Genomic DNA, 26,270 nt, shown 5'->3' on the forward strand with positions numbered 1-26,270 from the left:
CCCGGGTCAGATGGCGGCTCCTGCGCCGGATGCGGCGGTGGATGCGGCGGTGGGTGCGGCGGGCCAGGGGCGTGTTCGTGGCCGTGCCGGGTTGAGCGGCCGCTCCTACGTGGCCGCTCAGTCGGTTGGGCGGCGGCCTCGAGGTGGGGGCTTCTTGCGGCCCGCCACCAGCGTGTCGCCGGGCGCCGGTATCGGGTCGTCGGCACGTTTGGACTCGGCGGCCTGGGCGCGTGGCCTGGGGTGCGGGGCCGTGTCCTCCGTCGGTGAGACCGGAGGAGGAGTCTCCTCCGGCGCCTCGGCAGGCGTGTCCGGCTCGCGCAGGGAGGCGATGACGCGGTCCGCCTCGGAGTCGGCGGCGAACTCGCTCGCCGCCTCCGACTCCCTCCGCCGGATCACCACCATGTGATCCACCGACACCCGCCCGGCCCCCACCACGGCGAGCAGGAGCGACGCGGCTCCCAGGAGGATCAACTCGTTCGTGGTGATCGGGTTGAGCGGCGTCGCGACCAGGAACACCGCCAGGGCCTCGGCGAACAGGATGAGCCCGGTGATGGACACCGCCAGGCCGGCGATCAGGAGCGCGCCGCCGATGAGTTCGGAGAGCATTGTGACCGTGGCCCAGGCTTGGGGCGCGGGCGCGCCCTGCTCGAGAAATTTCGCCCCGGTGTTGATCAGACCGTTTTCCAGCTTGGTCCAGCCGTTGGCGAAGAAAATGCCGCCCACTCCGACGCGGGCGACTAAAGCGGCAAGATCACGAAGGACCTGTTTCACGGTAATTGTCTGCCCTAACGGGGACATGGCACACCTCAATCACGGCTGAGCAGCATGGCCACCGCGACGGCGGTCAGGCTCAGCAGAACGACGCTCACGACCACGGTCGTGTGCAGGGCGTTGACGAAAGCCCACCGGGCGGCGTCGAGCAACGCGCCGCCCGCGCTGCCGCCGACCTCGTGCGCGACGTGCGCGGCCGCGGCGAGCGACTGCCTGGCCTTGTCCATGCCGGCCTCGGAGACTCCGTGGACGGCCGGCAGGCCGGGGGCGTAGACGATGGCGGTGATCGTGCCGAGCACGGCCACGCCCAGGCCGGCGCCCAGCTCGTACGCGGTCTCCTCGATGGCCGCGGCGCCGCCGGCCTGCGACTCCGAGGCCGACGTCATGATCGTGTCGGAGGCGGCCAGCAGCGCCACCTGCACCCCGAACCCGATGCCGACGAAGCAGATCGCGAGCATCACGGGGTGCCTCTCCACGCCCCAGCCCAGCGTGGGGGTCAGGGCGAGGGCGACGAGCCCGAGTCCGCCGCTCATCGTGGCGCGCATGCCGATCCGCGGCAGGATGTGGGCCGCGGCGAGCCCGCCGCCGATGGCAGACAGCACGAGGGGCAACATCCTGACCGCGGCGTGCAGCGGGCTGTCGCCGAGCACGAGCTGCAGGTATTGGGCGAGCATGAGCTGCAGCCCCACCAGCGCGAACACGCCGAGCAGCACGCCGACGACGCCGGTGGTGAACTCGCGCCGCCGGAACAGCCCGATCTCCAGCAGCGGCACGCGCAGCCGGGTCTGCCGCCGTACGAACACGATCAGCAGGGCGAGCCCGGCCAGGAACACCAGCACGGACGCCCACAGCGGCATGAGGCTGCCCGAGCCCGCCTCCTTCAGCCCGAACGCCAGCGCCAGGATCCCGAGCACCGACAGCACCGCGCTGGGCGCGTCCCAGGGCAGTCCCTTGCGCACGGCCGACTCGGGCAGCAGGCGTACGGCGGCCGGCAGCAGCACGAGCAGGATCGGCACGTTGATCAGGAAGACCGAGCCCCACCAAATGCCGACGAGCACGCCGCCGACGAGCGGCCCGACCGCCGCCCCGGCCGCCGCGACCGCGCTCCAGACGCCGAGCGCGATGGCCCGCTCGCGCCGGTCGGTGAACACCTGGCGGATGAGCGAGAGCGTGGCCGGCATGATCATGGCGCCGCCGACGCCGAGGAGCGCCCTGGCCAGGATCAGCGTCAGGGGCGACGGGGCGAACGCGGCTGCGGCCGAGGCCACGCCGAACAGCACGAAGCCGCACAGGACCAGCCGTTTGCGCCCGTACCTGTCGCCGAGCGTGCCGAACATGATCAGCAGCGGCGCGACCACCAGCGAGTAGATGTCGATGATCCACAGCAGTTGCACCGCGGAGGGCTCCAGCGCGGCCGTGAGCGCGGGCACCGCGATGTGCAGCACCGTGGCGTCGACGGTGATCAGCAGCAGGCTCAGGCAGAGCAGCACGAGAATGGACCAGCGGTGGTCCTCGGGCCGGCGGCCGGCAGTCCGTACGAGGGGTGCGGCCTGTGTGACGGTCATGGGCCTCCTTGCAGGCCGATCCGTTGACAGGGCCCGCACGTGCTCTTAGGCGTCGGCAGCTCACGAACCGGGGCTGGGCGCCGCTCCTTCCGAGCTCTGGCGCCCCGGCTCGCACGCTCCGGCTTGCGTAGCAGCCTAGGGTACATGAACCGTTGTTGGCGCCCGCTATGCGAGCCCGTGGTTGCCCGTAGAACTCTGGTTGTTTCTCTGGACCGATCGATTGCGGAGTCAGGCCCGGCTCTCAGCCACGGCCCGTCCGGCTTGCCGGACGGGCGCGGCATCGGCAGAGAGTTGCCCCTACCTCTCTAGAGAGATACAGCCATATGTCGGTATCTATCCAACATTCGCCCCTCAGCCGATCATGGATCCCGTGGGGACCGATGAAAGTGGCAGAAAAGGCAACATTCCCGACAGGTCCTCACGTGAGTGGTGTGACGAGGCCCTGACCAGGCTCAACGCCGGCCGCCCCGAGTCCGCCCTGGACGCCGCGCGCCGGGCCGCGGATCTGGATCCGGGGGCGGAGTGGGCCTACCGGCTCATGAGCCTCGCCCACGAGCGCCTGGGGCGCGACGCCGACGCGGTGCCACCGGCAGAGCGGGCGGTGGAGCTGGCCCGCGGCTCCTGGCAGGCCCGCCTGCGGCTGGCCGCGATCCTGCGCCGGACGCCGGGCCGCTGGCGGGAGGCCGTCGAACACGCCGAGCTGGCCAGGAGGTTCGCGCCCGAGGAGGCCGATCCCGAGGTCATGCTGGGTGACCTGGCGCTGTTGCGCGGCGACCACGCCGGCGCCGAGTCCGCCTACCGGGCCGCGCTCGCCGCCGATCCCGGCCATCCGCAGGCCGGGGCGAACCTCGCCCTCGCGCTGCTGCGCTGGGAACGGCGGCGCCCGCATCACGACCCGGCCTGGCCGGTGGACCCGCGCGACACCGGCCGGGCCAGGCGGGCGCTCGAGGTGTGGTCGCGGCAGTCCCGGCTGCTGGTCGCCGTCACCACGGTCGCCGTCGCGGTGTCGGCGCTCTTCTTCGACTGGGGCGTCCAGGCGCAGGTGGGCGGGTTCGCGGTGCTCATCCTGCTGGCGCCGCTCGCGGTGCGGCAGGCGCGGCGGGTGCGGGTCTGGTCGTACGTGCCGGCGATGTTCGTCAAGGATCCCTGGCTGGGCGTGGCCGTCGTGTCGGCGGCGGTGTCGGTGCTCGCGTTCTCCGCGTGGTTGTTGCTGGGAGTCATGCCCGCGCTGCCGTCGTCGTTCGACCCGGTGTGGGCGGGGCTGGCGGGCATCGTCGTGCTGGGCTGGCCGGCGCTGGCGGCCGTGCGCGCGCTTGCGGAGGCGTGGCGTGGCCGCCCGCTGCCGGCGCTGGAGCGGTCGCGCCTGGCCGGCGTCGACCGCACTGCCAGGCGGAATGCCGGCGTCACGCTCTGGATCGTCCTCATCCGGACATGGTCGGTGCTGGTGCCGCTGGTGGGCGGGGCGCTGGCGGTGGAGCCGAGGGCCGCCGTGGCGGCGCTGGCGGTGCCGTACCCGATGGTGCGCGGCTATCTGCGCGCCCGTTACCGCGACGACTCGCTGCTGCTCGCCGCGACGGCACTCGTCGTGTTGTCCGCCGTCGCCTGCGCGGCGGGCGGGCTGCTGGGGACCGCATGGGCGGGGCGGATCGGACCGGACCCGGCGTGGGCATGGCGGATCGGGATCGGCGCGCTCGGCGCGGCGATGGCCGCGTTCGCGGCGCGGGCGCTGCGGGCCTGGTGGCGGGGCGGTCCGGGGCCGTGGCGCGCCTCCCTGGTCATGTGCGACCTGCCGATGGGAGCCGCGCCCTCCGTCGCGCTGCCCGCGGAGGTGCGCCAGACCTTCTCGTACGCCCGCAGCATCGTCCTGTCCTACGGCGACGACCTGGGGCCCAGGGTCGTGGGCGCGGCCGCGTCCGTCACCTCCACCGGCGAGCTGCGGCTGATCGCGGAGACGGAGGCGTGGGAGGCGATCGAGGCCGACCCCCGGGTGGCGGTGTTCGCGGCCGATCCGCTGCAGCGGCGGTTCTGGGTGGAGGTGCGGGGCATCGCGCTGGCCGACTCGGACGTCCTGCGCGTGACTCCCAAGCAAGTGCTTGTCGGCGAATTCCCTGGGCGGCACCAGCGGCGGTGACTAGAGTTTTGTTCTATGAGGATCCTCCGCACTCCTGAGGAGTGTTTCGACGGTCTGCCCGGCTTCCCCTACGAGCCGCGGTACGCCGACGTGGGCGACGGTCTGCGCATGGCGTACGTGGAGGCCGGGCCCACCGACGGCGAGCCGGTCGTGCTGCTGCACGGCGAGCCGAGCTGGTCGTTCCTCTACCGCCACGTCATCCCCGAGCTGGCCGCGGCCGGCCTGCGCGCGATCGCGCCCGACCTCATCGGGTTCGGCCGCTCCGACAAGCCCCCCGAGATCGGCGACCACACCTATGCCCGGCACGTCGAGTGGACCCGCGCCCTGGTGCTCGATGCGCTGCGGCTGAGGCGCATGACCATGGTCGGCCAGGACTGGGGTGGGCTGATCGGGCTGCGGATCGCGGCCGAGCACCCGGAGCGCGTCGCCAGGATCGTCGCGGCCAACACGGGCTTGCCCACGGGTGACATTCCCATGCCCGACGTGTGGCATCGGTTCAAAGAAGCGGTACTGAAGGCACCAGTGCTGGATATCGCCAGATTGGTGCAAGCAGGGTGCAAGAGCGAGCTTTCTCCGGAAGTGCGGGCGGCTTACGACGCGCCGTTCCCCGACGAGTCGTACAAAGCGGGCCCACGCGCCATGCCGGGGCTCGTGCCGATCAGCCCCGACGATCCCGCCGCGCCCGCCAACCGGGCCGCCTGGGAGATTCTCACGACGCTCGACCGGCCCTTCCTGGTGGCGTTCTCCGACGGCGATCCGATCGCTGGGGGTATGGCGCCCATTCTGCTCAAAACGATGGCAGGCACATCCGGCCTGGCACATCCCGTGATCAAGGGCGCCGGGCACTTCCTCCAGGAGGACGCGGGCGCAGAACTCGGGCGTCAGATCGCCGCTTTCGTGACCTCCACCTAGCGTGTCAGGACCGCCCAACAGTCGGTCCGGTGCGGTATAACCGGGGGCGGACCGGGGAGGCGTGATGCGTGAGTCCGGCAGGGCCCAGGCCGCGGGGCGGGCCGCAGCGCGGGATCTGTTCGAGCAGGTGCGAGAGCGTTATTTCCAGATTCCCCCGGCCGTGCGCCGCGTGCTGTACGTGGTCGTGCTCGTCGCCACCATGGGGATCGGCGCGGCGCTCGGCTGGGACCTGCTCAAGACCTTCCCCCTCGTGCTCCTGGCGCTCGCGTTCATCGCGCTGACCATGCGTTTCCCCCGCGCCGCCGCCTCAACGCTGGTGGTCGTGGGCTGGGCCGTGGTGGCGTTGTACATGTTCTCTGCGCTCTACCCACCCGGCTCCACGGCCGTGCACCTGATGATCGGGCTGGCCGTGCTCGTCGCGGCCGCCGCGCACCTCATCCGCTGGGTGACGCCGTGGGTGACCACGCTGGCGGCGCTCGTGCCCGCCGGCATGCTGGGCGCGGCGCTGTCGCCGATATCCCCCAACGTCTCACTCTGGGGCGCGTACGCGGCCGCGCTCTCCGTGCTCGTCCACCGCTTCATGCTCGCGCGCCGCGCCAAGGCGGAGAGCGCCGCGGTCGAGGAGCAGGTCCGGGTCAGGGTGCGCGAAGGCAGGCCGGAGTCGCCGCACGACAGGGGCGGCGCGCCGCCGCAGATCTCCGTCGAGGAGGCGCTCGCCGAGCTGGAGAGCATGGTCGGCCTGGCGCCGGTCAAGGAGCAGGTGCGCTCGATCGCCGCCTCCATCGAGGCGTCCAGGCTGCGGGCCGAGGCCGGCTACACCACCGAGCGGCCCACCCGGCACTTCGTGTTCGCCGGCCCGCCGGGCACCGGCAAGACCAGCGTGGCCCGCGCGCTCGCCAAGATCTTCTACGCGTTCGGCCTGCTGGAGACGCCCTACGTGGTCGAGGCGCAGCGGGCCGACCTGGTGGGCGAGTTCCTGGGCGCGACCGCGATCAAGACCAACGAGCTGGTCGACCGGGCGCTCGGCGGCGTGCTGTTCATCGACGAGGCGTACGGGCTGATCAACTCCGGCGACGGCCAGCCCGACCGGTTCGGCGCCGAGGCCGTGCAGACCCTGCTCAAGCGGGCCGAGGACGACCGCGACCGGCTGATCATCATCCTGGCCGGTTACGAGCAGGAGATGGGCTCGTTCCTGTCCAGCAACCCGGGCCTGGCCAGCAGGTTCGCCACGCGGGTGCGCTTTCCCGGCTACTCCCCCGCCGAACTGGTCGAGGTCACCGATCTGCTCCAGCGGCGCAGGGGCGACAGGATGGAGCCGGAGACCCGGCAGGCGCTCCTCGGCCTCTACGACAACGTGCACCGGCGCGGCCTGGTCGACGAGCTGGGCAACGCCAGGTTCGCGCGCAGCCTGGTCGAGGCCGCCGCGCAGGCCCGCGACGTGCGCGTGGTGGGCGCCGGCGGCACGCCGACCACCCAGGACCTCGTGACCACCACGACGCCCGACGTGACCAAGGCGTTCGATGAGCTGACCGCGCGCTTCCGCGGCTACGTCGCCACGCCCACGCTGGAGGAGGCGCTGGCCGACCTCGACAGGATGGCGGGCCTGGCGCCGGTCAAGCGGCAGGTGCACGCGATCGCCGCCCAGCTCCAGGTGGCGCGGATGCGGCAGGAGCGCGGCCTGCCCACGCCGCCGCAGATGCGGCACTTCGTGTTCGCCGGCCCGCCCGGCACCGGCAAGACCACGGTCGCCAGGGTGCTCGGCCGGATCTTCGCCGCGCTCGGCCTGCTGGCCCGGCCCGACGTGGTCGAGGCGCACCGGGCCGACCTCGTGGGCCAGCACCTCGGCGCGACCGCGATCAAGACCAACGAGCTGGTCGACCGGGCGCTCGGCGGCGTGCTGTTCATCGACGAGGCCTACAGCCTGGTCAACCCCGGCTACCAGGGCGGCGACGCGTTCGGCGCCGAGGCCGTGCAGGCCCTGCTCAAGCGGGCCGAGGACGACCGCGACCGGCTGGTCATCGTGCTGGCCGGCTACCAGCGCGAGATGGACGCGTTCCTGGCCACCAACCCCGGCCTGGCCAGCCGGTTCAACCAGCGCGTGGCCTTCCCCAGCTACTCGCCGCGCGAGCTGACCGAGATCGCGGTGCTGCTCGCGGAGCGGTCCGGCGACACGTTCGACGAGGACGCGCTGCGCAACCTCGACGAGGTGTTCGCCTGGGTGTGCGAGGAGCGGCTGATCGACGGGCTCGGCAACGGCCGCTTCGCCAGGTCGCTGTTCGAGCGCGCCGCCATGCGCCGCGACGTGCGGCTGGCCGCTCACGCCTCGCGCGGCGGATCCGCCAGCTCGGCGGACCTGACCACGATCACCAGCGAGGACGTCGCCGCGGCCGTGGACGAACTTTCCGGCCGCTGACTTCTCCGGCTGCGTGCACCGGGATGCTCACATGGTGTAGCTATATGATTGCATGCCGTGCTCGTCGAAGGGGGGGCGATGGCCGGGTTCCTGGTCCGCAGGCTGCTCGGCCACGCCGTGCTCGTCGTGGTGGCCGCCAGTCTCGCCTACTTGCTGGCGGCCACGGCCCTCGACCCGCGCTCCAACTACGCCGACCGCACGCCCAAGCCGCCGCCCGCCGTGGTCGACGCCCAGCTCGCCGCGCTCAACCTCAACGACAGGACGCCGCTGCTGCAGCGCTACGCCACCTGGGCGGCGGGCGTGCTGCGCGGCGATTTCGGCAAGTCGGTCACGGGAGCCCCGGTCAACGATGATCTCAAGCGTCGCATGGGCGTCACGTTCCGGCTGGTCGTGCTGGGGATGGTGTGCGGGAGCCTGCTCGGGGTGCTCGCCGGGGCGCTCGCGGCCGTCAGGCAGTACGGCTGGTTCGACCGGCTCTCGACCGGACTGTCGTTCGTGGCGCTCGCGACGCCGGTGGTCGTGCTGGCCAACATGCTGATCCTGCTCGCCACCTGGGCCAACGAGAACGTCTTCGGCCGCCAGGTGTTCCTGGTCAGCGGCGAATACAGCGACGGCCTCACCGCCGGATTCTGGGGCCAGGCGGTGGACCGGCTGCAGCACCTCATCCTGCCGACGATCTCGTTGTCGATCGGGCTGATCGCGGTCTTCAGCCGCTACCAGCGCAACATGATGCTCGACGTGCTGGGCGCCGATTTCCTGCGCACCGCCATGGCCAAGGGCCTGAGCAGGCGAAAGGCGCTCGTCAAGCACGCGTTGCGGACCGCGCTGATCCCGATGGCGACCTATTTCGCGTTCGTCTTCGGGGCGCTGCTGACGGGTGCCACGTTCACGGAGAAGATCTTCGGCTGGCACGGGCTGGGCGAGCAGCTGATCAACTCGATCTCCACCAACGACGTCAACACCGTCGCGGCCATCTCCTTCCTGGCGGCCGTCGCGGTGCTGTGCGCCTCCGTCGCCGCCGACCTGCTGCACGCGGCGCTCGACCCGAGGGTGCGGGCCTGATGACGCTGTCCGAGGAAGAACTGGCCGAGGAGTTGTCCGACGGTGTCATGGCCAAGGCCCCGTCGCGGGCGCGGGTGGTCTTCGGGCGGTTCTTCCGCTCCCCGCAGGGGCGGATCGGGTTCGCGGTGCTGGCGCTGATGTTCCTGCTGGCGTTCGTCGGGCCGCTGTTCAGCCGGTGGTCCTACACGGACAAGGACTTCACGGCGTTCCTGCAGCCGCCGTCACTTTCGCACCCCTTTGGAACGCTCCAGACAGGTGCCGACGTCTATGCGCTCACGCTGCGCGGGATGCAGAAGTCGCTGGTCGTGGGCCTGCTCGCGGCCCTGGTGTCCACGGCGCTGGCGGCCGTGGCCGGCGCGTTCGCCGGCTACTTCCTGGGGTGGACCGACCGGGCGCTGATGTGGGCGGCCGACCTGCTGCTCGTGCTGCCCGGGTTCCTCATCCTGGCGATCATGTCGCCGTTGTTCGGCGCCGGTCGCTGGCCGCTGTTCGTGATCATGCTGGCGCTGTTCCTGTGGATGGTGACCTCGAAGGTCATCCGGGGGATGACGATCTCACTGAAGGAGCGGGAGTTCATCCACGCCGCCCGCTACATGGGGGTGCCGCCGGCGCGGATCATCTTCCGCCACGTGATCCCCAACCTGTCGTCGCTGCTGATCGTGGATGCCACGCTCAACGTCAGCGGCGCGATACTCACCGAGACCTCGCTGTCGTATTTCGGGTTCGGCATCCAGCCGCCCGACGTGTCGTTCGGGACGCTCATCGCCGACGGCTCCAAGACGGCCACGTACGCGCCGTGGACGTTCTGGTTCGTGGCCGGGCTGCTGGTCGTCACGGTGCTCGCGGTCAACCTGGTCGGCGACGCATTGCGTGACGCGTTCGATCCGGCGGCGCGTCGATGACCCCGGTGCTGGAGGTCAGCGACCTCACCGTGACGTTCGGCGATGTGCCCGCCGTCCGCGGGGTCGGCTACGCCGTACGCTCCGGCGAGGTCCTGGGCATCGTCGGCGAGTCCGGCTCCGGCAAGTCCGTCACCTCGGCCGCCGTCATGGGGCTGCTGCCGCCCGGGGCGCGCGTCACCGGGTCGGTGCGGCTGCACGGCAAGGAGCTGATCGGGGCTCCGGAGCGGGAGCTGACCGCGTTCCGCGGCAAGACCATCTCGATGGTGTTCCAGGACCCGCTGTCGGCGCTCACACCCGTCTACCGGGTGGGCGACCAGATCGCCGAGGCCGTACGCGTGCACCAGCGAGTCAGCAAGGAGACGGCCCTGGTCAAGGCCATCGAGCTGCTGGAGCTCGTCGGCATCCCGCGTCCGGCCGAACGGGCGCTGGCGTTTCCGCACGAGTTCTCCGGCGGCATGCGGCAGCGCGTGGTGATCGCGATGGCCATCGCCAACGACCCCGACGTGATCATCTGTGACGAGCCGACCACGGCGCTCGACGTCACCATCCAGGCGCAGGTGCTGGAGGTGCTCAAGAAGGCGCAGCGCAAGACCGGCGCGGCGATCATCCTGATCACGCACGACCTCGGGGTGGTGGCCGGGTTCGCCGACCGGGTGCTGGTCATGTACGCCGGTCGCCCGGTCGAGGTGGGCGACGTGGAGGACATCTACTACGGGCCGCGCATGCCGTACACCGTGGGCCTGCTGGGCTCCGTCCCGCGCGTGGACCGGGACGGCCGGCGGCCGCTCGTGCCCATCGAGGGCAATCCGCCCGCGCCCGCGGCGCTGCCGCCGGGGTGCCCGTTCGCGCCGCGCTGCCCGATGAAGATCGACGCGTGCGACGAGCGGGAGCCGCCGCTGTTCGAGGTGGGCGCAGGGCACCGGGCGGCGTGCATCCGCTGGGACGAGGTGCACCCGCACGGCCCGGGCAGGCACGAGGCCGCCAGGCCGCGCGAGCTGCGGGTGCGTGGCGATCGCACGGTGCTGGAGGTCCACGGCCTGGTCAAGGACTATCCCCTGGTGAGGGGGGCGGTGTTCAAGCGCCGCATCGGCACCGTGCACGCGGTGGCCGGGGTGGGCTTCGACATCCGTCAGGGCGAGACGCTCGGGCTGGTCGGCGAGTCCGGCAGCGGCAAGACGACCACGCTGACGCAGATCCTCGAGCTGGCCCCGCCGCAGGCGGGCAGCATCGTCGTGCTCGGCCGCGACACGGCCAGGCTCGGCCGCAGGGAGCGCACCGAGATCAGGCGCGACATGCAGGTGGTCTTCCAGGACCCGATGGCCTCGCTCGACCCGCGCATGACAGTGCACGACATCCTGGCCGAGCCGCTGCGCACCCACGGCTCGGCCAGGATGTCGCCTCCCGGGCGGCGCGTCGCCGAGTTGCTGTCCCTGGTCGGTCTCGACGCCTCGCACGCCGCCCGCTACCCGCAGGACTTCTCCGGAGGGCAGCGGCAGCGCATCGGCATCGCCAGGGCGCTCGCGCTGGAGCCGCGGCTGCTGGTGCTGGACGAGCCGGTCTCGGCCCTCGACGTGTCGATCCAGGCCGGCGTGATCAACCTGCTCGACGCGCTGAAGGCCAGGCTCGGCCTGTCCTACCTGTTCGTGGCGCACGACCTGGCCGTGGTGCGCTACCTCGCCGACCGGGTGGCGGTGATGTATCTCGGCAGGATCGCCGAGATCGGCCAGGTGGACGCCGTCTACGACGCCCCGATGCACCCGTACACGCAGGCCCTGCTGTCGGCGATCCCGCTGCCTGATCCGGCACGCGAGCGCGCGCGGCGGCGCATCCTGCTCGAAGGCGACCTGCCCAGCCCGGCCAACCCTCCGACGGGCTGCCGTTTCCGCACCAGGTGCCCCAAGTTCCGCGCCGAGCTCACCGACGAGGAACGCAGGCTCTGCGTCGACGTCGAGCCCGACGTGCGGCTGCTGGGCGAGGACCAGGGCGCGGCCTGCCACTACGCCGAGAGGCGCGAAGTCGTATAGACCAGGAGGAATGGCTCGATGAAAGCAGCACGACTCGTCGTGGCCGCAGCGGCGTCGCTGTCGCTGGTGAGCTGCGGCGGGGGCACCGGCGGAGGGCCGGTCGACAACGCCGGGGACGACCGTACGATCAAGGCCTTCGACATCAACCCGCAGCCGCGCGACAGGGTCAGGGACGGGGGCACGCTGCGCTGGGGCATCAACGAGTTCCCCGCACAGTGGAACCGCAACCACGTCGACGGCAACCTTGCCATGGCGGCCGTGGTCAGCAACGCGCTGCTGCCGTCGCCGTTCCTGTCCGACGAGAAGGCGGAGATCACGCCCGACCGCGACTACGTGCTGGAGGCGAAGGTCACCGAGCAGCGGCCCAAGCAGGTGGTGACGTACGCCCTGAACCCGAAGGCCCGCTGGTCCGACGGCAAGCCGATCACCTGGGCCGACTACCAGGCGCAGTGGCAGGCGCTGAACGGGCGGGACTCCGGGTACCACATCGCCTCCCCCACGGGTTACCAGGACATCGAGAAGGTGGCGCGGGGGAAGGACGACTTCGAGGTGGTGGTCACGTTCGCGCGGCCGTTCGGCGACTGGCAGTCGCTCTTCGGGCCGCTGATGCCCGCCTCCACGAACCAGACGCCCGAGGCCTTCAACACCTCCTGGCTGAACAAGATCCCCGTGACGGCCGGGCCGTTCAAGTTCGGCGGGTTCGACCAGACGGCCAAGACGATCACGCTCGTGCGGGACGAGTCGTGGTGGGGTGAGCGGGCCAAGCTCGACAAGATCATTTATCGGGCGTCGGAGCAGGACTCGCTGATCGGCGCGTTCAGCAACGGCGAGCTGGACATCATCGACGTGGGGCCGTCCGCGCCCGGCTACGCGCGCGCGAAGGCCACCTCGGGGGCACAGGTACGCCAGGCGGCCGGTCCCGACTTCCGGCACTTCACCTTCAACGGGTCGAGCGAGCTGCTCAGGGACCGGAACGTGCGGCAGGCCATCCAGCTCGGCATCAACCGCCAGGCCATCGCGCAGTCCGACCTGCAGGGGCTGGACTGGCCGATCGCGCTGCTGAACAACCACTTCTTCATGAACACGCAGGAGGGCTACCAGGACAACGCCGGGAACCTGGGGGCGTACAACCCGCAGCGGGCGCGGCAGCTGCTGGACGCGGCCGGATGGAAGCTGAACGGGGCCGTCAGGCAGAAGGACGGCAAGACGCTGGATCTGCGGTTCGTGGTGCCGTCCGGGGTGCAGCTCAGCAAGCAGGAGGGGGAGCTGGCGCAGAGCATGCTCGCGCAGATCGGGGTGAAGCTGACGATCAAGGCGGTGCCGAGCGATGACTTCTTCACCAACTACGTGATTCCGGGGAACTTCGACATCACGCCGTTCGCCTACATCGGCACGCCGTTCCCGGTGTCCAGCAGTTACGGGATCTACGCGAACTCGGCCGATGGGAAGACGTGGAACGCGAACTTCGGGCGTACCGGGTCGAAGGCCATCGACGAGGCGATGAGCCGGGCCGCGCAGAGCCTGGACCCGGCCCGGGCGCGCGCGATCACCAACGCCGCCGATCAGCTGATCTGGGAGGAGGTGAACGTGTTGCCGCTCTACCAGCGGCCGCAGATGGTCGCGGCCAAGGCGACGCTGGCGAACGTGGGGGCGCGCGGCTTCTACGACCTCCGCTACGAGGACATCGGCTTCATGCGCTGACCGCCCGCACAGCAGGCGGAGCCGGCAGGAGGCCGAGCAGCCGGACGCCCGGCCGGCCGAGCCCTGAGCCCAGGAGGCGGGCGGCCGAGCGGCGGGGGAAAGTGTCGGAGGCGGGGTGTAGTAATGGGCGGGTGACGACCAAGCTGACCTGGCCTCAGATCCTTGCGTGGCGGCTGCGCAGGCAGTTCGTGACCGGGGCCGACGCGCCCGACGCCGTGACCGTGGCCCGCAGGCTGTGCGGCGTGCAGACCCAGGTCGCCTCCTCGGCGCAGCTGGCGGTGGCGGTCAGGAGCGCGAAGCCGGACCCCGACGAGATCGTCCGCGCCCTGTGGACCGACCGCACGCTGGTCAAGACGTGGATCATGCGCGGCACCCTGCACCTCGTCCCCGCCGACGAGCTGGCCGGATACTGCGCCACCCTGGCCACGTTACGGTTCTGGGAGAAGGGTTCGTGGCAGCGCGGCCACGGAGTCACCGCCGCCGAGATCGCGGCGATCGTCGAGGCGGTCCCGCAGGCGCTCGGCGAGCACCCGCTGACCCGCGAGGAGCTGGTCGACGCCGTGGTGGCGGTGACCGGCAACGCCCATCTGCGGGAGGCGCTCACGTCAGGCTGGGGCGCCCTGCTCAAGCCGCTGAGCCGCCTGGGCGAGCTCTGTTACGGCCCGCCCCGGGAGGGCATGGTGACGTTCACGGCCCCGCGCACGTGGGTGCCCGGCTGGCCGGCCGGGCTGCCACCGCACGAAGAGGCGGGCGTACGCGTGGCGCGGGCCTTCCTCGGCGCGCACGGGCCGGCGACGCCCGAGATGTTCGACGCCTGGTTGTTCGGCGGCGTGGCCAGGAAGGCGGTGCTGAAGGGCTGGTTCCGCGACCTGGCGCCCGAGCTGACCGAGGTCGAGACCGATGACGGGCTCACCCTGCTGGCGCTGACCGAGCACCTGGACGATCTCGCGACCACCCGCCCGTCGGCCGAGGTCCACCTGCTGCCGGGCTTCGACCAATACATCCTGGCCGCCCCGCGTACGCTCGCCCCGCTCATCCCGCCGCCGCTCAAGCCCAAGGTCAGCCGACAGGCAGGGTGGATCTCCCCCGTGGTCGTCCACGAGGGCCGGGTGGCGGGCGTCTGGGAGGCGAGGAACGGCGAGATCGCCCTCGACCTCGCCGCCCCGGTGCCGCAGGGGCCGCTGGACGAGGCCGTCGCCCGCGTCCGTTCCCTCTTGCCCTGACGCCGAGGCGCCTTAGGAGGAGGTGCCCGCCATCACGCGGTCGACGATGCCCTGAGTGCCCTCCTCGCGGGCGCAGTGCGCGCAGCAGTACCAATGCTCGCCGGCCTGGACGCCGTGCCCGATGACCTTGGTGCCGCAGTGCTCGCACACGGGCGCCATGGCCTCGATCGCGCACTGGAAGCAGTCGAAGGTGTGCACCGCGCCCTGCGCGTGCACCTCGAACGCCATGTCGTAGTCGTTGCCGCAGGTCTCGCAGACAGCCATGGTGATCCCCTTTTGCAGTCGAGTCCGCCCGGGGAATACCCGGTTTCATGGTCCCCTTTCCCCAAGGAACCGCCATATTCAGGATCGCTCCAGCGCGAAGCGGATCACCAGCGGCAGGCCCAGGAGCCCGAGCGCGGCCAGCGCGGCGGGCAGGCCGAGCCACCCGCTCAGCCCCGCCACGAGCAGCGGGCTGACCACGAACCCCGTGTACGAGATGGTGGACACCCCCCACACCAGCGTCCCGCTCGGATCGTCGGCGGCCGAGCGGGACAGCAGGGCCGGCACCAGCGGTCCCAGCGCCAGCCCGGTCACCGCGAACCCCACCATGGAGATCGGCACGCTCCAGCCGAGCCCGGCCACCGCGATGCCCGCGCCGCCGCCCGCCCCCGCCACCAGGTACATCACCCGGAGCGGCACGCGGGGCAGCGCCTGCACGACGATCCGCCCGGCGGTGAGCGCCGCCATGTAGACGGCGGGCGCGGCGCTCGACACCAGCGGCGTGGCGCCGCGATGCTCCTCCAGCAGCAGCACCGACCACTGCTCGACCGAGTTCTCGATGATCAGCACGCAGGCGGCCAGTGTCCCGAGCACGGCGGCGAGCCCCCAGAGGCCGCGCTTGCCGGTCTGGGAGGACGACTCGGCCGCCAAACCACCCATGGGCAGCGACAACAGCGACAGCGACGTGGCCGCCACGATCACCGCGACGGCCACGAGCACGGTGCCGACGCCGTACCCGAGCGACCGCGCCAGCCCGGTGGCCGGGGCCGCCGCGATGACCGCGATCGGGAACGCGGCGTGCACGGCCTGGAAGAGCCTGCGGCCGGTCTCACGCTCGACCCGTCCGGTGGCCAGGTTGAGCGCGATGTCGAGCGCGCCGCTGGCGGCGCCCACGAACAGCAGGGCCGCCGCCAGCTGCCAGGGCGAGCCGACCAGGCCGATGCCCGCCACACTGATCGCGAACGCGGTCGTGGTCACCATCAGGGCCGGTCGTTCCCGCCCGCGCGCCAGCCGCCCGGTGAGGGCCATCGCGGGCAGGGCCCCCACGGGCACGGCGGTCAGCGCCACCCCGAGGTCGCCCGCCGAGATGTCCAGCTCCAGCTTGATGGCGGGCAGCAGGGCGGACCAGGAGCCCCAGAACACGGCCCAGGCCGCGCAGACCGCGATGAGCGGCATCCCACTCCCTTGCAGATACGGTTATGCCACAGTAAAGATCGTTGATGTCCTTATATCCCCTGCCGAAGGGAAAACCGTGCTCACGCGAACGGTCATCGCGGCCGCCCTGGTCGCCGCCGGGATCGCCGCCATCCCCTCTTCCGCCTACGCGGCCTCGGCCCGTTACACGCCCGAGCGCATCTGCGGTCCCGGCTTCCACCGGGTCAAGGACGGGCATCGCGCGATGAAGACGCAGAACGGCGCCGTCCTCGGGCACGTGTACCTCATGTACAGCAAGCGCGCCGGCAAGAACTGCGTGACCGCGATCAAGACCACGTACCTGGGTGTCCGCTCGGTCACCGGCGCCTACCTCGAGGTCAAGGGCGGCGCCAAGTCCGAGGATGAGCAGAAATACCGCTATTACGCCGAGACCGGCCACGTCGACGGGGCCTGGAAGTGCGTGCGGTACGCCGGCTGGACGCGTGACCCGCACACCCGCGCCGAGGCCTGGGGCGGCCGCGAGTCCTGGGGCAACTGCAAGGGCTGAGGCCGGCCCTTCCGGATTTTTCCGCCGCGGCTGTCACATCGGGACGGACTGCCTCGTCCTGTCTCCGTAAGCGAGAACGAGGAGGCTCACATGACCCAGCGGATCAACGTCGCGAAGCAGGTTCCCGAGATCTACCGCCACTTCGCGGCGGTGGAGATGCTCCTGCGCGACAGCGAGCTGCCGGCCGACACGTACGGACTGATCAAGCTGCGCGCCAGCCAGATCAACGGATGCGCCTACTGCGTGGACATGCACAGCCGCGACTTGAAGAAGGCCGGCGAGAGCGACGAGCGCATCTGGATGCTGGCCGCCTGGCGCGAGGCCACGGTCTACACCCCGGCCGAGCGGGCGGCGCTGGCGCTGACGGAGGAGGCGACCAGGCTGCCCGACCGGGAGGCCGTACCGGACGCCGTGTGGCAGCAGGCGCTTGAGCACTACAGCGAGAAGCAGCTCGCGCTGCTGATCGCGGCGATCGCGATGATCAACGCGTGGAACCGGATCGGGGTCACCGCCCGGATGACGCCCGGGACCTGATCAGGAATGCCGGGGTGCCAGGTCGTAGAAATGCGTTGAGCCGGCCCGGCGCCCCGGCTAGGTTGGCGCGCATGGCGGGTGGCAAGTGCCCGGCAAGCCGCCGGTTAGAGCGGCGGCGCACCGTTTGTGAAAGGAGAACGACGCGCTTCGAAAGGGGGAGACCATGAAACGCGTCAGAGTCACGAAGACGGCCAAGCGGCGCACCAGGCCGGCCATGGAGTTGGATTTGCGTTCACCGGCAGGTCGCCGGCTTCCCTACTGACTTGCTCCTTACATCAAACTTACGGGGGTATCTGTAGATAACAGAGATAACAGGAACATCACGGGGGGCTCACGATGAACAGGCTTGTGGTGGTGCCGCCACACGTTGCCAGGCACAAGGTCCGCGACATTTGCTCGGCAGACCGCCGCAGGCCACCCGCCGACCCCAAGGTGATCGACCTGCGGGCCTACTCCGGCAGAAACGTCATCCACTTCCCCAGCGGTCCGGTCCCTGCCGCCTAGACCACTCCGGGACCCGGGCCGGCCTGCGGCCTGGGTCGTCGCGTGTCCGGGGTCAGGAGGCGTAGAGCTTCTTCTCGTACGCCTCTCCGTAGTAGGTCTCCAGCTCCTCCACGGTCTCCTCGACCTTCTGCACCTCTTTGGTGATCCGCGCGTGCGAGGGCAGATCGTCGCCCCAGGTGTCCGGCTTCCACAGCGCAGAGCGCAGGAACGCCTTGGCGCAGTGGAAAAAGATCTGCTCGATCTCCACGATGAGCGCGAGGTGCGGGCGGTGTCCCTTGACGGTCATCTCATCGAAGAACGGGGCCTCGCGGACGAGCCGGGCGCGGCCGTTGATGCGAAGGGTCTCGTTGCGCCCAGGGATCAGGAAGATCAACCCCACATGCGGATTTTTCAGGATGTTGAGGAATCCGTCCGCTCTGCGGTTACCGGGGCGGTCCGGGATGGCGATCGTGGCGTCGTCGATGACGTGGACGAACCCGGCGGGGTCACCCTTGGGCGAGACGTCGCAGTTGCCCTGATCGTCGGAGGTGGCGATCAGGCAGAACGGCGAGGCCGCCAGCCACTGCAGGTCACGCTCATGCAGGCGTACGCGCTCCTTGGTCGCCGCCCTCGACATGACCTCGCCGAGCAGCTCGCGCAACTCAGCTTCGGACCCGATCTCCGCCCAGCTCATGTGATCTCCCTTCGAGGCTGCTCGATAATCTTGTCAGGAATTGGGGCCAACGTCCGGCAGGTTCCACAGAGCGAGACCGGCCTTGCCCTCTCTCAGGTCGCGGCGAACGCCCCGGTGGAACGCGCCGATCGCCTTTGCCGGTGTGACCGCAGATTTACCGAGAGAGGCTTTTTTGCTCGGACATTTCGGGCATGGCGCTGGGTGACCGGACATTTCGGCTCACCCGAGAAGGAGGCGATCATGGCCACCTCGGCGTCACCGTTGGGGCCCGCCTACGACCGCGGTCCCGGCTATTCCGGCTGGCTGGGATTCGCCGGCGCCCTCAGTGTCGTGCTGGGCATCTTCAACATCATCGAAGGCTTCATAGCTCTGTTCAAGACGTACTTCTTCGTCACACCCGGCGGTCAGCTGCTCGTGTGGAACTACACCGCATGGGGCGTGGTCTGGATGGCGATCGGCCTCCTGCAGCTCCTCGTCGGGCTGGGGGTGTTGGCCGGGAAAGGGTGGGCCCGCCTGTCCGGCATCGTCCTCGCCGGGCTCGCGATGATCGGCCACTTCGCCTTCCTGGTGGCCTTCCCGGTCTGGTCCGTCATCTCGATCGCGCTCTGCGCCCTGGTCATGTACGGCCTGATCGCACCGCCCAAGGGAGCGATGGGAGTTCGGGGCTGACACCGCCCCAGGGCCGCGCCCTCACCAGCGGCGGGCCTGCGCCATCGTCCCCAGGTACGAGTCCCGCTCCACCGCGAACCTCACCGGGTCCATTCCCTGCCGCTCGGCCCGCAGGTGGAGCATGGTCAGCTCGGTCGCCGCCTGCTGGTAGTCGCTCATGGCCCGGCCCAGCCCCACTCCCCTGGCCCACTTGCGGGCCGCCTTGCGCGCGGGCAGCGTGCCGAGCATGCGGACGTCGGCGTCGGTGACCAGCCCGGTGTGCTGGTAGCCGGTGAGGTAGACGCTCATCTTGCCGACGAGCTGGCGGCGTTCGACGACGGTCACGACGACGAGCAGGATGAGCGCCGCCATGATCACGAGGTACGCCCCGCCCAGGTAGGCCAGCGACCGCGTGGTCGCGGCGCCGTTCCACAAGCCGTGCAGGAGGACGGCGCCGAGGTAGCCGATCGGGATCGCGGCGAACCTGGCGGCGGTGCGGCGGGTGAGCGCGTAGGCGACACCAATGCCGATCATGGAGGTGTAGATCGGGTGGCCGAGCGGGTCGATCAGCCCACGGATCACGAAGAGCTGGATCGCCCCGCCGGCGCCGTCCTCGCCGTACGCGATGAGGTAGTAACCGACGTTCTCCACGGCGGCGAAGCCCAGGCCGGCCATGGAGGCGTACACGATGCCGTCGGTCAGGCCGTCGATCTCGTGCCTCCTGCGCAGGAGCAGCAGCAGCGCCGAGCCCTTGAGCGCCTCCTCGATCACCGGCGCCAGCACGACGGCGCCGATGTCCTCCACGACCGCGGAGCCGTACCCGGCTCTGAGGAACAACTGCTGGCCGAGCACCGAGAACGCCACGCCCAGCACGATCGCCACCCCGGCGCCCCACGCGAACGCGAACGCCAGGTGCAGCTTCGGCTCGGGCTCCAGGCGGTCGAGCGAGAGGACCGCCGCGAGCAGCACCGGCAGCGGCGCCACGGCCAGCAGGGCGGACAGCCCGAACCCGACGGGACCGCCGGACACCAGCATGACGGCCAGCGCGATCAGCGCCAGGATCCCCGAGACGACCAGCCCGACCAGCAGTGCCTTGCTGGGGCGCTGAGCGAGCATCGGAGCTGTCATCGTCGTCCTCTCTTCCGCCGGTCCGCCCACTATGGGCGTCGCGCATCTACAGGCGCTTAACGGTTACTTGATTCCCGGTAGTACGGATCCGCCACGACGGGCTCGCCCTCCGTGTACGAATACACCTCCCGGCCGGAGATGAACACCCTCAGCGCCCGGCTCATGACGTCCAGCGGGTCTCCGGACCAGATCACCACGTCGCCGTCGAGCCCCGGGCGCAGCGCGCCGACCCGGTCGTCGATGCCCATGATGCGAGCCGGGTTCACGGTGATCGACCGCAGCGCCACGCCCGGGTCCAGCCCTTCCTTGATCGCCAGCGTGGCCTGGTGGACGAGGAAGTGGATCGGCACGACGGGGTGGTCGGTGGTGATGGCGAGCTCGACGCCGGCCCGCGCGAGGATGCCCGGATTGCGCAGTGAGCGCTGCCGCAGCTCCACCTTCGCCCGGCTGGTGAAGAGGGGGCCGATGATCACGGGGACGTTCCTGGCGGCCAGCGTGTCGGCCAGCAGGTGCCCCTCGGTGCCGTGGTTGATCACCACGCGGTAGCCGAACTCGCCGGCCAGCCGCAGCGCGGTGGCGATGTCGTCGGCCCGGTGCGTGTGCTGGCACCACGGCAGCTCGCCGTCCAGCACGCGGACGAGGATCTCGAGGGTGCCGTCGCGGTCGAACGGCTTGCCCTCGTCCGCCGCGGCGGCCCTCCTGGCCTTGTAGTCCTGGGCTTTCATGAACGCGTCGCGGATCACCGCGGCGACGCCCTGGCGGGTGGAGGGGAGCTTCTTCTGGTCGCCGTACACGCGCTTGGGGTTCTCGCCGAGCGCGCTCTTGACGCTCACCGGCTCCCTGATCAGCATCTCCTCCACGGTCCTGCCCCAGCACTTGACCGCGACCGTCTGGCCGCCGATGGGGTTGCCGGAGCCGGGCTTGATCACGACGCTGGTGACGCCGCCGGAGAGCGCGTCGGCGAAGGCCAGGTCGGCCGGGTTGATCGCGTCGAGCGCGCGCAGGCGGGCACCGTTGGGGTCGGTCATCTCGTTGGTGTCGCTGCCGGCCCACCCCTCGGCCTCCTCATGGACGCCCAGATGGCCGTGGGCCTCGACGAAACCGGGCAGCACCCAGCCGCCCGCGGCGTCCACGACGTCGAAGCCCTCGGGGATCTGGACGGCGGCGCCCACCTCGGCGATCCTCCCGTCCACGATGAGCACGGTGCCGCCGTCGATGGGATCGCCATCGACCGGTACGACATATCCGCTGGTAATAGCAAGATTCACGACTCGTAACCTATCGGGCGGCGGGTAGGGGGCCTCGCATGATCGCCGATATGTACGAGCGATGGCTGCTCGAGATGTGGAACGGAACCTTCGAACTCGCCCACGAACTGGTCACCCCCGGCTTCGTCGGCCACTGGCCCGGCATGGACGTCCATGGGCCGGATGGCCTGATCGAGGCGCTCAGGCAGGGACACGAGCCGTTCGACGACGTCACGGTCACGCTGGACGTGGGCCCCATCGTGGACGGAGACCGGGTGGCGGCCCGGTGGACCTTCAGCGGGGCGTACCGGGGCGGTATGCCCGGCGTGGGCGCCGCCCCGGGGACCAAGGTGGCCTTCAGCGGGCACGACATCCTGCGAACCGTGGACGGAAGATTCGCCGAATACTGGGTCATCTCCGATGCTCAGGCACTCAACCGACAGCTCGCGATAGGGTGATACCTCCGCAATCCGGACAGGGGGATGGCAGGTGTCGCAGGAGTACGGGCCGGGCGCGGGCCCAGGACCGCGGTCACTGACCGACGAGGAGCTCTCGCGGCTGCTGGGCCAGCAGCGCTTCGGCGCGCTGGCGACGAACAAGAGCAGCGGCCACCCCCACCTGTCCACCGTCCTGTACACGTGGGACCCGGGGCAGCGCGTGGTGCGGATCTCGACCATCGACGACCGGCTCAAGGTGCGGCAACTGCACAAGGACCCGCTCTCCGCGCTGTACGTGACCAGTGACGACTTCTGGTCCTACGCCGTGGCCGAGGGAGAGGCGGAGCTCTCGCCGGTCACCATCGAGCCCGGCGACGAGGTGGGCATGGAACTGCTCGCCATGCAGGCGGGTCTGGCCGACCCGGCCGACGAGACGGCTTTCCTGCGGCAACTGGTCGCCGACCGGCGGCTGGTGATCAGAATCCGGGTGTCACGGCTGTACGGGACCGCTCTGCCCGCGCCCTCCGCATAGCACGGCGCCGGTTGTAGGCCACCGACGCGATCACGACGAGGACGAGCCCCAGGTCGATGGCGGCCGACCAGCGCATGGCCGCGACGTGGCCGCCGCCGCCGTGCGCGACCGCGAAGAACACCCCGCCGATCACGGCCACCCCGCCCGCGCCCGCGAACTGCTGCGCCGTGCTCAGGACGCCGGAGCCGATCCCGGCCTGGTGCGGCTCGACCTCCACCAGCGCCGCCCCGATGAGCTGCGGCAGAACCAGGCCGTTGCCGGTCCCGACGAGCATGAGCCCGGCCATGACGTACGGCAGGCCCAGCCCGGCCGTGGCCACCAGCAGGCCGAGCCCGGCCGCCGAGACCGTGCCGCCGATCATGACGACGATCAGCCCGTACTTCCTGACCAGGCGCGTTCCGAGCAGCGAGGTGACCGAGAACAGCAGGCCCATCGGCGCGAACGCCAGCCCCGCCTCGAACGCGGTCAGTCCCATCCCGCCCTGCAGCAGCAGCGTCAGCGTGAACATGAACGAGGCGAAGTACGCCGTGAAGGCCACGATCGACCCGACGCCCGCCAGATAGGAGTGGACCTTCAGCAGCGCCAGGTCCAGCACCGGCTGCCCGCCGCGCGTCCCGAGCACCCGCTGCCAGCGCCAGGTCAGCGCGAACACCGGCACGCTCGCCGCCAGGCTCATCCAGGTCCAGGCGGGCCAGCCCAGGCTGTTGCCGAGTCCGAGCGGCACCAGCACCAGCGCCAGCCCGGCGGCCAGGCCCGCCGCTCCCGGCAGGTCAAGGCGCGGCCGGCGGACCGTGTCGACCTCGGGCAGCAGCCACGCGGCCAGCGGCACCACGATCAGGCCGACGGGCAGGTTGATGAGGAAGACGACCCGCCAGCCGAGACCCAGCAGGTCGGCCGTCAGCAGCAGGCCGCCCAGCACCTGGCCGGCGATGGAGCCCAGGCCGCCGACGGCGCCGTACCAGCCGACGGCCCTGCCCCGCTCCTCCGGCGGGTACACGGCCGAGATCGTGGCCAGCACCTGCGGCACCATCACCGCGCCCGCCAGGCCTTGGAGCAGGCGGGCGACGACCAGCTGGGCCGGGTCGACCGCGATCCCGCACAGCAAGGAGGCGACCGTGAACGCGGTCACGCCCCAGATGAACAGCCGCCGGTAGCCGTAGCGGTCGCCCAGCCGGCCTCCGGTGATCATGCCGGCCGCGTACGTGAAGGCGTAGCCGCCCACGATCAGCTCCAGGGCGGCGGGGCCGGTGTGAAGATCGCGTTCGATGGAGGGCGCGGCCACATTGACGACGAAGAAGTCGAACTGGGCCATGAACCATGCCGAGAGGAGGACGACCAACGTACCGGCAGATTTCACGCCATTCAGGCTAGATCTTCACCGTCACGTGATTGTCATGGACCCCGATGACACGCCGGTGTCGATTGCTCATCACCTGGGCACCGCTGGTCTACTCTTCACTCAACTGGCAGTCACGCGGACTTGTCACCGTCGGTTCGCAGGCCTCTCCCTACCGGAGGAGACCCATGTTCCGACGTTTCGTCCTCATCCTCGCCACCGCGCTGTCCACGGTCGCGGCGCCCGCCACCGCGGCCACCGCCGCCCCGGCGGTCGTCGACGTCGCCCACCGGGGCGCGTCCGCGTACGCGCCGGAGAACACGATCGCGGCCTTCGAGCTGGCCGGCCGGCAGCGGGCCGACCTGTTCGAGCTCGACGTCCAGGAGACCGAGGACCACGAGCTGGTCCTGATGCACGACACCACGCTGTCCCGCACCACCGACGCGGAGCGCGTCTTCCCCGGCCTGTCGCCGTGGAGCGTCGGCGACCTCACGCTCGCCCAGATCCGCAAGCTGGACGCCGGCTCGTGGTTCAGCGGCGAGTACGCCGGCGAGCCGGTGCCCACGCTCGGCGAGGCCCTGCGCGCGATGAGCGGCTCCGGCATGGGCCTGCTGCTGGAGGTCAAGAATCCGCAGCTCTACCCGGGCATCGAGGAGCGCATCGCCGACGAGCTGCGCCGCCACCCCGGCTGGCTCGCGACGGGGCGGCTGGCGGTGCAGTCGTTCTCCTGGGCGTCGATGCGGACGTTCCACCGGCTGTTGCCGGACGTGCCGATCGGGCTGCTCGGCACACCGTCCACCGCCGAGCTGCCCGGCCTGGCGAAGTTCGCCGATCAGATCAACCCGCCGTACACCGGGCTCACGGCCGCCTACGTACGCCGCGTCCACGCCCTCGGCATGCGGGTCCTGACCTGGACGGTCGACAACCCGGTCGTGATGCGCCGGATGCTGACGTACCGGGTGGACGGCATCATCACCAACAAGCCCGACATCCTGCACGACGTGCTCGACACCTGATCCCCAGAGCCGGCACGGCAGTGGGGAGCCCGGCCCGAGACCGGACTCCCCACGTTCGGGGGGCTTCGACGGCTACTCGTCCGCGCCGGCCGGAGTGCTGTGGCCCACCGTCCACGGCCGGAGCTTCTCGGGGTTGCGTACCGCCCAGATATGCATGATCCGGTCGCCTGCGACGTCGAACGCCGCCACCGTCGCGGTGACGCCGTCATGCTGAGCCACCAGGCCGGGCTGACCGTTGACCGTGCGCTCCAGGATCGTCAGGTCGGATACCCAGCCGGCGATGTCAACCATGTAGCGGGCGATCCGGTCGCCGCCTTCGATCGGGCGGAGCACGGTGCGGGCCAGGCCGCCACCATCGGCGATCATCGTGGCGTCCGGGGCGAGGAGGCCGATGAGGGCGTCGATGTCCTTGGCCTCCCATGCCTGCTTGAAGTCCCTGACGATGCCGGCCTGCCGGGCCGTCGGAGCCGGGGGAATCTGCGACGCGCGGATGCGGTGGCGGGCCGAGGAGGCCAGCTTGCGACAGGCCGCCGGCGTGCGGCCGACGATCTCGGCCACTTCGGCGAACGAGTAGCGGAAGACGTCGTGCAGGATGAACGCGACGCGCTCGGCCGGGGTCATCGATTCGAGCACGACGAGGAAGGCCATGTTGACCGACTCGTCGAGGGTGACCCGGTCCACCGGGTCGACGGCGAAGCCGCCCGACCGCGCGGTGATCCACTCCGTGCGGTCGGGCAGCGGCTCGGGGATCCATTCGCCCACGTAGGTCTCACGCCGGACCCGTGCCGAACCGAGCAGGTCGAGGCAGATGCGGCTGGCGACCGTCGTCAGCCAGGCGCCGGGAGACTCGATGGCCTCCTGTTGCTTGGGGGACATGGCGTACCAGCGGGCGAACGTCTCCTGTACGACGTCCTCGGCATCGGCCAGGGAACCGAGGAGCCGGTAGGCGAGATTGATCAGCTGCCGCCGCTCGCTCATGATCACGCTCAGGGTCGGATCGGGCCGGCCGTCTCTTGGCCCGGATGGGGTGGTCACGGTGTCGATGGCTCCCTTGTTCGCGGCTGCCCTCACCAGTTCGACGAGACAGCGCCCTGATTGTGAGGTTGACGCGTCGCCTCACATTCCCAGCCGTTGTGTCGTCGGACCACTGAGACCAAGGGAGGGCTCATGTTCATCGCTTATGTCGCGGTCACCATCTTCGCCTCGGTATTGAACGGCAGCGCCGCCGTCGTCTATCTGATCGGCCACGAATTTCCCAAGGCCCAGGCGGACATGAAGCGCTTGCCACGGTCGTGGGTACCGGTGTTGGGCATGTTGCTGGCGGCGGGCTCTTTGGGGCTGCTGGGCGGGTTCGCCGTGCCGATGCTGGGGACACTCGCTGCCTCCGGCCTCGTGCTGTACTTCCTCGGAGCGCTCCTCGCGCACCTGCGAGTAGGTTCCCGCAAGCTCGTGAATTGGGGCGGATTCTTCGCCACCGCGGTGGCCGCACTGGCCGTGAACCTGGGCTACCACTGGGCGTGATCCGTGGAGACCCGTCGCACTGGAGTT

Annotated in this window: 25 protein-coding genes; 16 read left to right on the forward strand and 9 right to left on the reverse strand. The window is 70.6% G+C overall.

The features are described 5' to 3' along the window. Positions 1–117 precede the first annotated feature (117 nt). Both ACIBX3_RS08700 and ACIBX3_RS08705 read right to left on the reverse strand, forming a co-directional pair. On the reverse strand, positions 118–771 hold the full coding sequence (locus ACIBX3_RS08700; RefSeq protein WP_397114613.1) for a DoxX family membrane protein: 654 nt from the start codon (positions 769–771) through the stop codon (positions 118–120). Between the two features lie 35 nt (positions 772–806). After that, positions 807–2,336, reverse strand: coding sequence for an MFS transporter (locus ACIBX3_RS08705; RefSeq protein WP_397114615.1), 1,530 nt, complete (start codon positions 2,334–2,336; stop codon positions 807–809). A 361-nt stretch (positions 2,337–2,697) separates the two neighbouring features. On the opposite strand from ACIBX3_RS08705, the gene ACIBX3_RS08710 reads away from it, so the two are divergent. From ACIBX3_RS08710 to ACIBX3_RS08745, 8 genes are all read left to right on the forward strand, one after another. Further along, positions 2,698–4,467, forward strand: a complete 1,770-nt coding sequence (locus ACIBX3_RS08710) for a hypothetical protein (protein ID WP_397114617.1) — start codon at positions 2,698–2,700, stop codon at positions 4,465–4,467. 15 nt (positions 4,468–4,482) lie between these two features. Continuing rightward, entirely contained in the window at positions 4,483–5,379 is an 897-nt protein-coding gene (locus tag ACIBX3_RS08715; RefSeq protein WP_397114619.1) for a haloalkane dehalogenase, read from the forward strand. A gap of 64 nt (positions 5,380–5,443) precedes the next feature. Beyond that, on the forward strand, positions 5,444–7,792 hold the full coding sequence (locus ACIBX3_RS08720; protein WP_397114621.1) for an AAA family ATPase: 2,349 nt from the start codon (positions 5,444–5,446) through the stop codon (positions 7,790–7,792). Positions 7,793–7,870: 78 nt separating this feature from the next. Beyond that, on the forward strand, positions 7,871–8,854 hold the full coding sequence (locus ACIBX3_RS08725; protein ID WP_397115024.1) for an ABC transporter permease: 984 nt from the start codon (positions 7,871–7,873) through the stop codon (positions 8,852–8,854). Beyond that, positions 8,854–9,756, forward strand: a complete 903-nt coding sequence (locus ACIBX3_RS08730; RefSeq protein ID WP_397114623.1) for an ABC transporter permease — start codon at positions 8,854–8,856, stop codon at positions 9,754–9,756. Before ACIBX3_RS08725 ends, ACIBX3_RS08730 begins: the two co-directional genes overlap by 1 nt. Continuing rightward, the gene (locus tag ACIBX3_RS08735; protein ID WP_397114625.1) at positions 9,753–11,780 is read left to right on the forward strand and encodes a dipeptide ABC transporter ATP-binding protein; all 2,028 of its coding nucleotides are present in this window, start codon (positions 9,753–9,755) and stop codon (positions 11,778–11,780) included. Before ACIBX3_RS08730 ends, ACIBX3_RS08735 begins: the two co-directional genes overlap by 4 nt. A gap of 18 nt (positions 11,781–11,798) precedes the next feature. After that, on the forward strand, positions 11,799–13,481 hold the full coding sequence (locus tag ACIBX3_RS08740; RefSeq protein WP_397114627.1) for an ABC transporter family substrate-binding protein: 1,683 nt from the start codon (positions 11,799–11,801) through the stop codon (positions 13,479–13,481). A gap of 131 nt (positions 13,482–13,612) precedes the next feature. Beyond that, positions 13,613–14,704, forward strand: coding sequence for a DNA glycosylase AlkZ-like family protein (locus ACIBX3_RS08745; protein ID WP_397114629.1), 1,092 nt, complete (start codon positions 13,613–13,615; stop codon positions 14,702–14,704). Between the two features lie 12 nt (positions 14,705–14,716). Here ACIBX3_RS08745 and ACIBX3_RS08750 read toward each other — a convergent pair whose 3' ends face one another. Both ACIBX3_RS08750 and ACIBX3_RS08755 read right to left on the reverse strand, forming a co-directional pair. After that, positions 14,717–14,968 carry a hypothetical protein gene (locus tag ACIBX3_RS08750; RefSeq protein ID WP_397114631.1) on the reverse strand — a complete coding sequence of 84 codons (252 nt, stop codon included), beginning with the start codon at positions 14,966–14,968 and terminating at the stop codon, positions 14,717–14,719. Positions 14,969–15,046: 78 nt separating this feature from the next. Beyond that, positions 15,047–16,141 carry an MFS transporter gene (locus ACIBX3_RS08755; protein ID WP_397114633.1) on the reverse strand — a complete coding sequence of 365 codons (1,095 nt, stop codon included), beginning with the start codon at positions 16,139–16,141 and terminating at the stop codon, positions 15,047–15,049. Positions 16,142–16,217: 76 nt separating this feature from the next. Here ACIBX3_RS08755 and ACIBX3_RS08760 point away from each other — a divergent pair, with 76 nt between their 5' ends. The 3 genes from ACIBX3_RS08760 (at position 16,218) to ACIBX3_RS08770 (ending at position 17,705) form a co-directional block, all read left to right on the forward strand. Beyond that, on the forward strand, positions 16,218–16,667 hold the full coding sequence (locus ACIBX3_RS08760; protein ID WP_397114635.1) for a hypothetical protein: 450 nt from the start codon (positions 16,218–16,220) through the stop codon (positions 16,665–16,667). Between the two features lie 90 nt (positions 16,668–16,757). Beyond that, the gene (locus ACIBX3_RS08765) at positions 16,758–17,201 is read left to right on the forward strand and encodes a carboxymuconolactone decarboxylase family protein (protein ID WP_397114637.1); all 444 of its coding nucleotides are present in this window, start codon (positions 16,758–16,760) and stop codon (positions 17,199–17,201) included. 336 nt (positions 17,202–17,537) lie between these two features. Next, positions 17,538–17,705 (forward strand): hypothetical protein, encoded by a 168-nt coding sequence (locus ACIBX3_RS08770; protein WP_397114639.1) that lies wholly within the window; start codon positions 17,538–17,540, stop codon positions 17,703–17,705. Between the two features lie 52 nt (positions 17,706–17,757). Here ACIBX3_RS08770 and ACIBX3_RS08775 read toward each other — a convergent pair whose 3' ends face one another. Next, on the reverse strand, positions 17,758–18,378 hold the full coding sequence (locus ACIBX3_RS08775) for a pyridoxamine 5'-phosphate oxidase family protein (protein ID WP_397114641.1): 621 nt from the start codon (positions 18,376–18,378) through the stop codon (positions 17,758–17,760). 240 nt (positions 18,379–18,618) lie between these two features. Here ACIBX3_RS08775 and ACIBX3_RS08780 point away from each other — a divergent pair, with 240 nt between their 5' ends. Then, complete coding sequence (locus ACIBX3_RS08780) at positions 18,619–19,047, forward strand: hypothetical protein (protein WP_397114643.1); 429 nt, start codon at positions 18,619–18,621, stop codon at positions 19,045–19,047. Positions 19,048–19,068: 21 nt separating this feature from the next. On the opposite strand, the gene ACIBX3_RS08785 is transcribed toward ACIBX3_RS08780, so the two are convergent. Then, positions 19,069–20,154, reverse strand: a complete 1,086-nt coding sequence (locus ACIBX3_RS08785; protein WP_397114645.1) for a PrsW family intramembrane metalloprotease — start codon at positions 20,152–20,154, stop codon at positions 19,069–19,071. A 56-nt stretch (positions 20,155–20,210) separates the two neighbouring features. Continuing rightward, on the reverse strand, positions 20,211–21,422 hold the full coding sequence (locus tag ACIBX3_RS08790) for an amidohydrolase (RefSeq protein WP_397114647.1): 1,212 nt from the start codon (positions 21,420–21,422) through the stop codon (positions 20,211–20,213). Positions 21,423–21,472: 50 nt separating this feature from the next. Between ACIBX3_RS08790 and ACIBX3_RS08795 the strand changes: the two genes are divergently transcribed. Together ACIBX3_RS08795 and ACIBX3_RS08800 are read left to right on the forward strand one after the other, a co-directional pair. Continuing rightward, complete coding sequence (locus ACIBX3_RS08795) at positions 21,473–21,859, forward strand: ester cyclase (RefSeq protein WP_397114649.1); 387 nt, start codon at positions 21,473–21,475, stop codon at positions 21,857–21,859. Between the two features lie 31 nt (positions 21,860–21,890). Then, the gene (locus tag ACIBX3_RS08800; RefSeq protein ID WP_397114651.1) at positions 21,891–22,370 is read left to right on the forward strand and encodes a pyridoxamine 5'-phosphate oxidase family protein; all 480 of its coding nucleotides are present in this window, start codon (positions 21,891–21,893) and stop codon (positions 22,368–22,370) included. Here the strand turns inward: ACIBX3_RS08800 and ACIBX3_RS08805 are convergent. Next, on the reverse strand, positions 22,315–23,727 hold the full coding sequence (locus ACIBX3_RS08805; RefSeq protein WP_397114652.1) for an MFS transporter: 1,413 nt from the start codon (positions 23,725–23,727) through the stop codon (positions 22,315–22,317). The two genes, ACIBX3_RS08800 and ACIBX3_RS08805, sit on opposite strands and share 56 nt — an antisense overlap. A 167-nt stretch (positions 23,728–23,894) precedes the next feature. Between ACIBX3_RS08805 and ACIBX3_RS08810 the strand changes: the two genes are divergently transcribed. Continuing rightward, entirely contained in the window at positions 23,895–24,722 is an 828-nt protein-coding gene (locus ACIBX3_RS08810) for a glycerophosphodiester phosphodiesterase (protein WP_397114654.1), read from the forward strand. Positions 24,723–24,794: 72 nt separating this feature from the next. Here the strand turns inward: ACIBX3_RS08810 and sigJ are convergent, their stop codons facing one another. Beyond that, positions 24,795–25,793, reverse strand: coding sequence for an RNA polymerase sigma factor SigJ (gene sigJ / locus ACIBX3_RS08815; protein WP_397114656.1), 999 nt, complete (start codon positions 25,791–25,793; stop codon positions 24,795–24,797). A 96-nt stretch (positions 25,794–25,889) separates the two neighbouring features. Here sigJ and ACIBX3_RS08820 point away from each other — a divergent pair, with 96 nt between their 5' ends. Next, on the forward strand, positions 25,890–26,243 hold the full coding sequence (locus ACIBX3_RS08820; RefSeq protein WP_397114658.1) for a DoxX family protein: 354 nt from the start codon (positions 25,890–25,892) through the stop codon (positions 26,241–26,243). The last annotated feature ends 27 nt before the right edge of the window (positions 26,244–26,270 follow it).

The organism is Nonomuraea sp. NPDC049480 (assembly GCF_044465905.1).
Lineage (GTDB): Bacteria > Actinomycetota > Actinomycetes > Streptosporangiales > Streptosporangiaceae > Nonomuraea.

Excerpts from the sequence above, each read along its gene's own strand:
- ACIBX3_RS08810 (WP_397114654.1), top strand. The coding sequence starts at position 23,895 with ATGTTCCGACGTTTCGTCCTCATCCTCGCCACCGCGCTGTCCACGGTC.
- ACIBX3_RS08775 (WP_397114641.1), bottom strand. The coding sequence starts at position 18,378 with ATGAGCTGGGCGGAGATCGGGTCCGAAGCTGAGTTGCGCGAGCTGCTC.
- ACIBX3_RS08795 (WP_397114649.1), top strand. The coding sequence starts at position 21,473 with ATGTACGAGCGATGGCTGCTCGAGATGTGGAACGGAACCTTCGAACTC.
- ACIBX3_RS08765 (WP_397114637.1), top strand. The coding sequence starts at position 16,758 with ATGACCCAGCGGATCAACGTCGCGAAGCAGGTTCCCGAGATCTACCGC.
- ACIBX3_RS08820 (WP_397114658.1), top strand. The coding sequence starts at position 25,890 with ATGTTCATCGCTTATGTCGCGGTCACCATCTTCGCCTCGGTATTGAAC.
- ACIBX3_RS08715 (WP_397114619.1), top strand. The coding sequence starts at position 4,483 with ATGAGGATCCTCCGCACTCCTGAGGAGTGTTTCGACGGTCTGCCCGGC.
- ACIBX3_RS08785 (WP_397114645.1), bottom strand. The coding sequence starts at position 20,154 with ATGACAGCTCCGATGCTCGCTCAGCGCCCCAGCAAGGCACTGCTGGTC.
- ACIBX3_RS08710 (WP_397114617.1), top strand. The coding sequence starts at position 2,698 with ATGGATCCCGTGGGGACCGATGAAAGTGGCAGAAAAGGCAACATTCCC.
- ACIBX3_RS08705 (WP_397114615.1), bottom strand. The coding sequence starts at position 2,336 with ATGACCGTCACACAGGCCGCACCCCTCGTACGGACTGCCGGCCGCCGG.
- ACIBX3_RS08740 (WP_397114627.1), top strand. The coding sequence starts at position 11,799 with ATGAAAGCAGCACGACTCGTCGTGGCCGCAGCGGCGTCGCTGTCGCTG.
- ACIBX3_RS08720 (WP_397114621.1), top strand. The coding sequence starts at position 5,444 with ATGCGTGAGTCCGGCAGGGCCCAGGCCGCGGGGCGGGCCGCAGCGCGG.
- ACIBX3_RS08725 (WP_397115024.1), top strand. The coding sequence starts at position 7,871 with ATGGCCGGGTTCCTGGTCCGCAGGCTGCTCGGCCACGCCGTGCTCGTC.
- ACIBX3_RS08730 (WP_397114623.1), top strand. The coding sequence starts at position 8,854 with ATGACGCTGTCCGAGGAAGAACTGGCCGAGGAGTTGTCCGACGGTGTC.
- ACIBX3_RS08750 (WP_397114631.1), bottom strand. The coding sequence starts at position 14,968 with ATGGCTGTCTGCGAGACCTGCGGCAACGACTACGACATGGCGTTCGAG.
- ACIBX3_RS08770 (WP_397114639.1), top strand. The coding sequence starts at position 17,538 with ATGAACAGGCTTGTGGTGGTGCCGCCACACGTTGCCAGGCACAAGGTC.
- ACIBX3_RS08780 (WP_397114643.1), top strand. The coding sequence starts at position 18,619 with ATGGCCACCTCGGCGTCACCGTTGGGGCCCGCCTACGACCGCGGTCCC.
- ACIBX3_RS08735 (WP_397114625.1), top strand. The coding sequence starts at position 9,753 with ATGACCCCGGTGCTGGAGGTCAGCGACCTCACCGTGACGTTCGGCGAT.
- ACIBX3_RS08755 (WP_397114633.1), bottom strand. The coding sequence starts at position 16,141 with ATGCCGCTCATCGCGGTCTGCGCGGCCTGGGCCGTGTTCTGGGGCTCC.